This is a genomic window from Kocuria sp. KKT182, from assembly GCF_055635395.1.
On record NZ_JBVMVZ010000003.1, the window covers coordinates 97,168 to 103,835 of the forward strand.

At 66.2% G+C, this 6,668-nt stretch carries 10 protein-coding genes; 2 read left to right on the plus strand and 8 right to left on the minus strand.

Annotated features, from left to right (window positions below):
• Positions 1–23: 23 nt before the first annotated feature.
• The 3 genes from ACZ2G1_RS19480 to ACZ2G1_RS19490 all read right to left on the minus strand — a co-directional run bounded on the left by ACZ2G1_RS19480 (position 24) and on the right by ACZ2G1_RS19490 (position 1,565).
• Positions 24–815 carry a ParA family protein gene (locus tag ACZ2G1_RS19480; protein WP_470377927.1) on the minus strand — a complete coding sequence of 264 codons (792 nt, stop codon included), beginning with the start codon at positions 813–815 and terminating at the stop codon, positions 24–26.
• Between the two features lie 82 nt (positions 816–897).
• Complete coding sequence (locus ACZ2G1_RS19485) at positions 898–1,227, minus strand: hypothetical protein (RefSeq protein WP_470377928.1); 330 nt, start codon at positions 1,225–1,227, stop codon at positions 898–900.
• Between the two features lie 74 nt (positions 1,228–1,301).
• A complete protein-coding gene (locus ACZ2G1_RS19490; RefSeq protein WP_470377929.1) occupies positions 1,302–1,565 on the minus strand; it encodes a glutaredoxin domain-containing protein in 264 nt (87 codons plus the stop codon).
• An 18-nt stretch (positions 1,566–1,583) separates the two neighbouring features.
• On the opposite strand from ACZ2G1_RS19490, the gene ACZ2G1_RS19495 reads away from it, so the two are divergent.
• Positions 1,584–1,787, plus strand: coding sequence for a hypothetical protein (locus ACZ2G1_RS19495; RefSeq protein WP_470377930.1), 204 nt, complete (start codon positions 1,584–1,586; stop codon positions 1,785–1,787).
• Positions 1,788–1,920: 133 nt separating this feature from the next.
• On the opposite strand, the gene ACZ2G1_RS19500 is transcribed toward ACZ2G1_RS19495, so the two are convergent.
• From ACZ2G1_RS19500 to ACZ2G1_RS19520, 5 genes are all read right to left on the minus strand, one after another.
• Complete coding sequence (locus tag ACZ2G1_RS19500) at positions 1,921–2,061, minus strand: hypothetical protein (RefSeq protein WP_470377931.1); 141 nt, start codon at positions 2,059–2,061, stop codon at positions 1,921–1,923.
• Positions 2,062–2,553: 492 nt separating this feature from the next.
• Complete coding sequence (locus ACZ2G1_RS19505) at positions 2,554–3,813, minus strand: Y-family DNA polymerase (RefSeq protein WP_470377932.1); 1,260 nt, start codon at positions 3,811–3,813, stop codon at positions 2,554–2,556.
• A 14-nt stretch (positions 3,814–3,827) separates the two neighbouring features.
• On the minus strand, positions 3,828–4,268 hold the full coding sequence (locus ACZ2G1_RS19510; protein ID WP_470377933.1) for a LexA family protein: 441 nt from the start codon (positions 4,266–4,268) through the stop codon (positions 3,828–3,830).
• Positions 4,269–4,396: 128 nt separating this feature from the next.
• The gene (locus ACZ2G1_RS19515; RefSeq protein ID WP_470377934.1) at positions 4,397–5,497 is read right to left on the minus strand and encodes a hypothetical protein; all 1,101 of its coding nucleotides are present in this window, start codon (positions 5,495–5,497) and stop codon (positions 4,397–4,399) included.
• Between the two features lie 267 nt (positions 5,498–5,764).
• On the minus strand, positions 5,765–5,980 hold the full coding sequence (locus tag ACZ2G1_RS19520) for a hypothetical protein (RefSeq protein WP_176338312.1): 216 nt from the start codon (positions 5,978–5,980) through the stop codon (positions 5,765–5,767).
• 210 nt (positions 5,981–6,190) lie between these two features.
• On the opposite strand from ACZ2G1_RS19520, the gene ACZ2G1_RS19525 reads away from it, so the two are divergent.
• Complete coding sequence (locus ACZ2G1_RS19525) at positions 6,191–6,664, plus strand: hypothetical protein (RefSeq protein WP_284563913.1); 474 nt, start codon at positions 6,191–6,193, stop codon at positions 6,662–6,664.
• The last annotated feature ends 4 nt before the right edge of the window (positions 6,665–6,668 follow it).

Genomic DNA, 6,668 nt, shown 5'->3' on the forward strand with positions numbered 1-6,668 from the left:
CGTTCCTTTCGTGCCGGGACGGCTCAGCGGCTGGTGATCTTGGCCAGGTGGCGGGTGTAGAGCTCGGCCATGGACTGGCCGCCCTTGATGTGGTCCAGGGCGTCGCCGGTCTCGATGGCGTCGCGGATCACCGCGCGTTTGGGGATGGGCGGGTCCAGCAGCTGCTCCCCCAGGGCTTCTTGGAGGGTCAGTCGCCATTCGCGCCCGGCCAGGGTCGTCGGCTCCCACTTGTTGAGTAGCACCCCGCGGATGGTGAGGTCGGGGTTGTAGTGCTGCTGCACGGAGCCGATGGTGTCGCGCATCAGGGCCACCCCATCGGCGGCGAACAGGCCGGCCTCGGTGACCAGCACGGCCCCGTGGGCGGCCACCAGGGCGTTGACGGTGAGCATGCCCAGGTTCGGCGGGCAGTCGATGATGACCAGGTCGTAGCGCTCCCCCACCCCCTGAAGGGCGCGCTGGAGGGTCCGGGCGCGTTCCTCGGTGCGGGGTGCCTGGGTGAGTTCTTGCTCGATGATCGCCAGGGCCCGCCCCACCGTGGGGGCCAGGTCCACGCCGGGCCAGATGGTCGACACGATGACGTCGGCCAGCGTGACAGGGTCCTCCCCCGGTGCCTGCTGGGGGTTGATGACATCGGCCAGGCTGACCTCGTCCAGGGGGAGCCGTTCGGGGGTTAGGGCGGTGGTGAGGTTGCCCTGCGGGTCCATGTCGATGGCGAGCACGCGCTTGTCCGCGCGCTGGGCGGCGCGGATGAGGTGGTAGGCCGTGGTGGTCTTGCCCACGCCACCCTTCTGCAGCACGGTGGCAAGGATGTCCATACGGTGCCTCCTTTGAGTGTTTGCCTCAGTTTAGTAAATGGAGTCGTTAAGTAAATGGAATGCAGAGGTGTGTTGACGGGTCTCAGGCGGTGATGGAGAAGTACACGCGGTAGAGGTCGTCGCGGGCGCGACAGGCGGTGGCGGTGACCTCCACCAGGTGCTCCCCGTGGAGGTGGCCGGCGTTGAGGCACGCCTCGGTGGCGGCATCCGCCAGATGCTGGGCCTTCCGCGCCAGCACCTCGAGGCGCTGGGCGTGGCGGGTGAGCCACTGGGTGTACTTCTCGTTGTCGGCAGCGGCCTGGGCGGCCGCGCGTAGCTTCTCGATCTCGGCCAGGACCTCCTGGGCGGCCCGTGTCGCTTCTTGGGCGGTCGCCCGGTGCTTGCTGGTTGCGTGTTCGGGCTGGACGGTCATGGCGTCCTCCTGGGGGGCGGATGGACTTCGCGGGGTCCGGACGTGAGGGGTGCCGTGGATCTGCGGGTGATCGGTCAGGTCAGCTCGGCGCGTTGTCGCACCAGGGCGTGAAGCTTGTCCGGGCGCAGGCCGTGCCAGTGGTCCTGGACTGTGCCGTCGCCGTCGCGGACGACAGTCACGGGCACTCCCTGGTAGCCCAGGTCGCGGAGGAAGTCGGCGGCCGCGGGCAGGGAGGCGACATTGATCAGGCCGAAGGGGATGTCCTTGCGGTCCATGGCCTGGCCGGCGGCCTGGCAGTCCACACACCCAGGGAGGGTGTAAAGGGTGATGGTGGTCATGATGCCCTCCTGGGCTCAATGGAAGAGCAGGTCCTTGACGTAGAGGTTGTGCCCGGCGACCGCACCGTCATCGTCATCGTCGAGGACGGCAACGACTCCGGCGGTGCCTGCACCGGGAACACCGTACGGGTAGAGCACTTGGGCGATGTCGAAGTACTGAGGCCATCCTCGCCAACCGGTCTGACTTCGGAACTTATACCATCGATTTACTCCATTATATGAATGGGGTAAATGGCGTGAATGGATGATTTTGAGGAAGAAGTTAGGGATAGTCGGGCGGACAAAAGCCCCCACCAACGAGCAGTCGGCAGGGGGCGTCAGCATCCGCGCGGACATCACGCGCAAGGATGGCCGTCTAAGAGTCCCTGCGAACGTGGAATAGCTCGAATCCCTCGGAGATGGACGCGAGCAGCTGCTCGCGGGCGGCAACATAATTCTCAGCCTCCGCTTCAACCTCCTGGGTCGCCGTGAATCGGATCCTGCCGACGATCTTCATGTTGGGCTCCTTCTTCGTGCAGCGACATGCCCACCCTGCTAAAGCTTCAGCGGGGTGGGCATGCGTCGAAGCCTGCGGATGCCGGCTCACCCCAGCCTGCTACTTCTCGTGAACCCCAGTGCCCAGAAAATGACTGAGCCGGTGGAGCTCAGAGGGCTGAGCGGACGCCCAAAGCTCCCATTCTCCCTGGACACCTCCACCCCCTCACACTCCCTAATTGGAGTATTAGCCTCCATTATTTCCAAACTATCCTTTTACCCCATAACTGTTGTACGCCACCTCGACCCCAAACAAGGTGCTGGTAGTGATCCCGGTCCAGTCCGGGCTCCCAGGTTCCCGCAGCTTCCCTTGGGCAATCATTTTGGAGGCCCGCCAGGGCCGAGGAAATGTGCGGCAGCCATCGTCCGCCACCCCAGTCCCAAGGAGGACTGTCGCCTTGATCGGCTGGGGGAGTAGGTCAGTCCTAATGCGGCCCAGCTAAGAAGCGCGTGTTCAGGAGACGGTGCGGAGCTCGTTCCAGTCGGTGGTGTAGCGCGGGGAGAGATCTGCTTGGCGATTGGCCCAGGGGGCGGGGGAGTGGGCGCCGAGCCTTCCCAGGGCGAGGGTGCCGGTGCCAAAGCGTCGGTTGACCGCGTCGATGAGCTCCCCGATCGGGGCGGGCTGCTCGAGCACCCCGGGCAGAACCGGCACGGCGCCCTCGGGAGCGAGGTCCGCGCAGAGGATCCCGGCGCGCATGTAGGACATCCCGTGCATGAGCTTGGGCACCAGGGCCGCCCGGGCTGCGGCCACCAGGGGTCCGGGCTCGTTGGTGGGCACGGCCAGGCGCACGTGGGCGGAGACATTGTGGGTGGGTCCGGGCCGGTGGGGTGAGGTGGTGGCGAAGACGGTGAGGCGTCCGGCGACCTCGCCTTCCTTCCGGAGCCGACGGGAGGCGCGTTGGGAGAACTCGGCCACCGCCGCCCCGACGATCTCCGGATCCCAAATCGGGTCCGGAAACGACCGGGAGACCAAGATCTGTTGCTTGGTCGCGACCTCGTCTTCGACGGGGATGGCGGGGAAGCCGTTGAGCTCGAGCACCGTGCGCATCTGCACCACGGAGAACTGGTGCCGGATGGCCACCGGGTCGGCATCGCGCAGGTCGGCGACGGTCTCGATCCCCATCGCCTCCAGTCGTTTCGCCAGCCGCCCGGCGATCCCCCAGACCTCTGTGACCGGCAACGCCTCCATGAGCCGGTCCCAGTATCCCTCCGGGGCCTGGTCCCAGTGCACCACCCCACCGGTGGCCGGCAGCTTCTTCGCGGCCTCGGTGGCGATCTTCGCCCGCGTCTTCGAGCTGGCGATCCCAATGCTCACCGGCAGCCCGACATTGCGGGCCACGGTGGCTTTGAGCCGGCGTGCCCACCGCACCTGATCGGCCGGGGTGCCCTCCGGGGGCAGGAGGAAGCACTCATCGATGGAGTACACCTCCTGACCCAGCGCGTGGCGGGCCAGCAGCAGCATCACCCGCTCGGACAGATCCGCATACAGCTGGTAGTTGGAGGACCGCTTTTCCAGTCCCCACCGACTCGCGTCGGCGCGCAGCTGGAACCAGGGGTCACCCATCTTGATCCCCAGGGCTTTGGCCTCAGCGCTGCGGGCAACGACACACCCGTCGTTGTTGGAGAGCACCACCAGCGGCTTGCCGGCCAGCGAGGGTTCGAAGAGGGCCTCGCAGGAGGCGTAGAAGTTGTTCACGTCGACCAGGGCGATCACCGCGGGCCACCGTCCTAGTGCAGCTTCCGCTGGTTGACGTGGCGGATGCCGTAGACCACGACACCCCAGATCTGCAGGGTCGACAGGGACGGGACCTCCACGTCGGGGTAGGCCGGGTTCTCCGGGTGCAGCACGACCTTCTCGGGGTGGACGTGGAGGGTTTTGATGGTGAAGTCCCCGTCGAGGACGGCGATCACGACATCGCCGTGCCTGGGGGTCAGGGAGCGGTCCACGAGGACTTCGTCGCCGGAGTAGATCCCGATGCCTTCCATGGAGTCTCCGGTGACGCGGAAGAGGTAGGTGGAGGTCACGTCTCTGATCAGGACCTCGTTGAGGTCGATCCGGCCGTCGTCGAAGCTGTCCTGGGCAGGGGAGGGGAAGCCAGCCGGGACTCGGACCAGGACCGCAGAGACCAGCACGGGGCGGTCAATGGTGAGCGGTACTGGGTGTCTCATGCCGTCAGAATAGAACACATATTCTAAACCTCAGCCCATAAACACAATAGAACCGTACAAATATACGGTTTGGCTAGTGCCGATGCTGCGGATTCTCCCCCGCTGACCGGACACGCCAAGGGGCCCGACTACGGAGCCGAGGCGGCGCCGGCGGCTTGGTTCTGGCCGGCGGCGATCTGGGCGGCCCAGCGTTGCCGGAACGGCCGGCGGGGGCCAGGCACGGGGGAGGACGCTGGGGAGGCCGCGGAGGCAGCCGTGCGGGCGGCGTAGCGTTCGGCGGCTGCCCGTGCTGCCGCGCGGCGCTGGGCGGCCTCGGCGGCGACACGCTGGTCGCGGGAGCGTAGGGGGGTGCCGTCGGGGTGGGTCCAGGCGCGCATGCGGGCGGCCAGCCAGGCGGCGGGGTTGTCGATGCCCTCCACGGTGAGGAAGCCGTAGCGGGTGCCCTGAGGGGTCCAGTCCAGGGCGGTGAGCACGTCGGCGATGGTCCATCTGGCCTCGAAGAACGGCTTGCACACGCTGGTGACGTGGGCGGTGGTGAGCTGGCGCAGCACGATGGCCTCGTGCTGGAGCTCCAGGGCGGCCGCCCGCTGAGTCTCCTTCTGCGCCCGACGGGTCACCCGCTTCGTCAAAGGCTCCGTCGTCGCATGACGGGGCCACAGCGGGGCTGTACGACGTTTCAGGGCGGTGACCACCTCGCGCCGCTGCGCGGCGCGCTTTCGGGTGGGTCGCGGCGCAGCCGCGTCCTTTGGGGAAACCTCTTCGCGCGCGTGCGGGGAAAGATTCTCCCACTTCGTGGGGACCGGGGTGTCAGTTAGTTCCACAGGCTCGACTGCCGGCTGGACGGTGCTGTGGATGAGCGCGTAGACGGGGGCCTCGCCCCGGGTGCGACCGGTGGCGGCCGGGGTGCGCCCCGCGCTGCGGCCGGTGGCCACCACGGCCAGCAGCCCGCACTCGCGCAAGTGGCGGATCACCCGCGCCACGGTGGAGCGGGAGCGGTCGATCTTCGCAGCGACCCAGTCCCAGGTCGTGCGCCAGGTGCGCGAGGCGGGGTCCTGCTGGTGGCAGATGATCTCGACCACGGCCAGCAGGTTCGCTCGGGCATCGGCACGCAGCTGGTCGAGGCTGGGGTGCTCCAGCACCGCCCGGCGCCAGGCGGCGACGTGCTTGGCGAGCTGGCAACCCTTGGGCACCGCCCGCAGCACGACGGCCTTGGAACGCTCGTGCTCCACCCGCACCCGCCGGCGACGTGAGGGGAACTCCCCAGCGGCCTCGAGGGCAACGTCAGGGGCGGAATGTGACCGAAAATCGGCGTGACTGAGTGAAGAGGGGTCCATTTGCGGACGCGCCTCAGGTACACTAGGGGACACAACAGTCCCCTGGTATTGGGTTCATGAGGTTCCTGATTCAGTTCTGTTGAACCAGCTGTCACGAGTTTGGCGACCTGGGACAGCTGATTGACTTCGACGGCCCGCCTTGCCCGGCGGGCCGTCAGTCGTTTAAGCGGTGTTGCTGAGGGGGAGTTCTGTCTCCTGTGGGTTGTCGAGCTTGTTGGTCCTTCCCGAGTCACGCTCGATGAGCGCGCCGATGTACTCAGCCATGGAGAGCCCCACGTGAGAAGCGTTCTCTGCTGCCAACCGGTGTTGATCCAGGGTCAGGCGCATGCTGAACGGCACTTTGCGCCCGATCATCTTCGGTGGCTTGTACTCGGTCATAGCGCCAGTCTGCCACGGTAAATGCACATTTGCCCACAGCAAAGCGGCGTGTTTCCCAGCTGAAGTACATTTGCACAAGGCGCTCTACAAGGAAGCGTGAACATGTTCATGGTAGAACATGACCGGTAGGCTCTTCTACCGACATACGCACTAGCCCCACCCTTCAGGCGCGAGCCGACTCGTGCGCGCCACTCCCGGTACAGTCATGAGGTGAAAGTCCTGGCTCTCCCCCTGCGCCTTCCCAGCGTTGATCTCGACCAGTTACTACCCAATGCCTCGTCATTGAGGTCCTGGCCGGACATACACGCGGCCGTTGAACGGCAGCACGGATACAAGATCAGCGTTGGACCAGCTCCGCAGAGCCTTGGTCGTTCAGTCACTGGCGTGTGGATGAGGACAGAGACGCAGTCCTACATTTTCCATGACGAGGGATGCGTGCAGTCCGATGCGTTCGTCAGGCACATCGTGGCGCACGAATATGGACACATCCTGTTGCGCCACAGCGGGTGTGAACTGAGCATCGGGACAGCGTTCTCCAAGGTGGGCAAAGACAAAAGCGTCCGGCAGGTCCTTGCCCGCAGCAATCGCTGGACCTCTCAAGAGAAGGATGCCGAGGCCATTGCTGTGGCCCTGGCGGCCCACCTCGCCAGTCAGCCAGACCCCGTCCTCGAGCTGTTCGGTTGAGTCT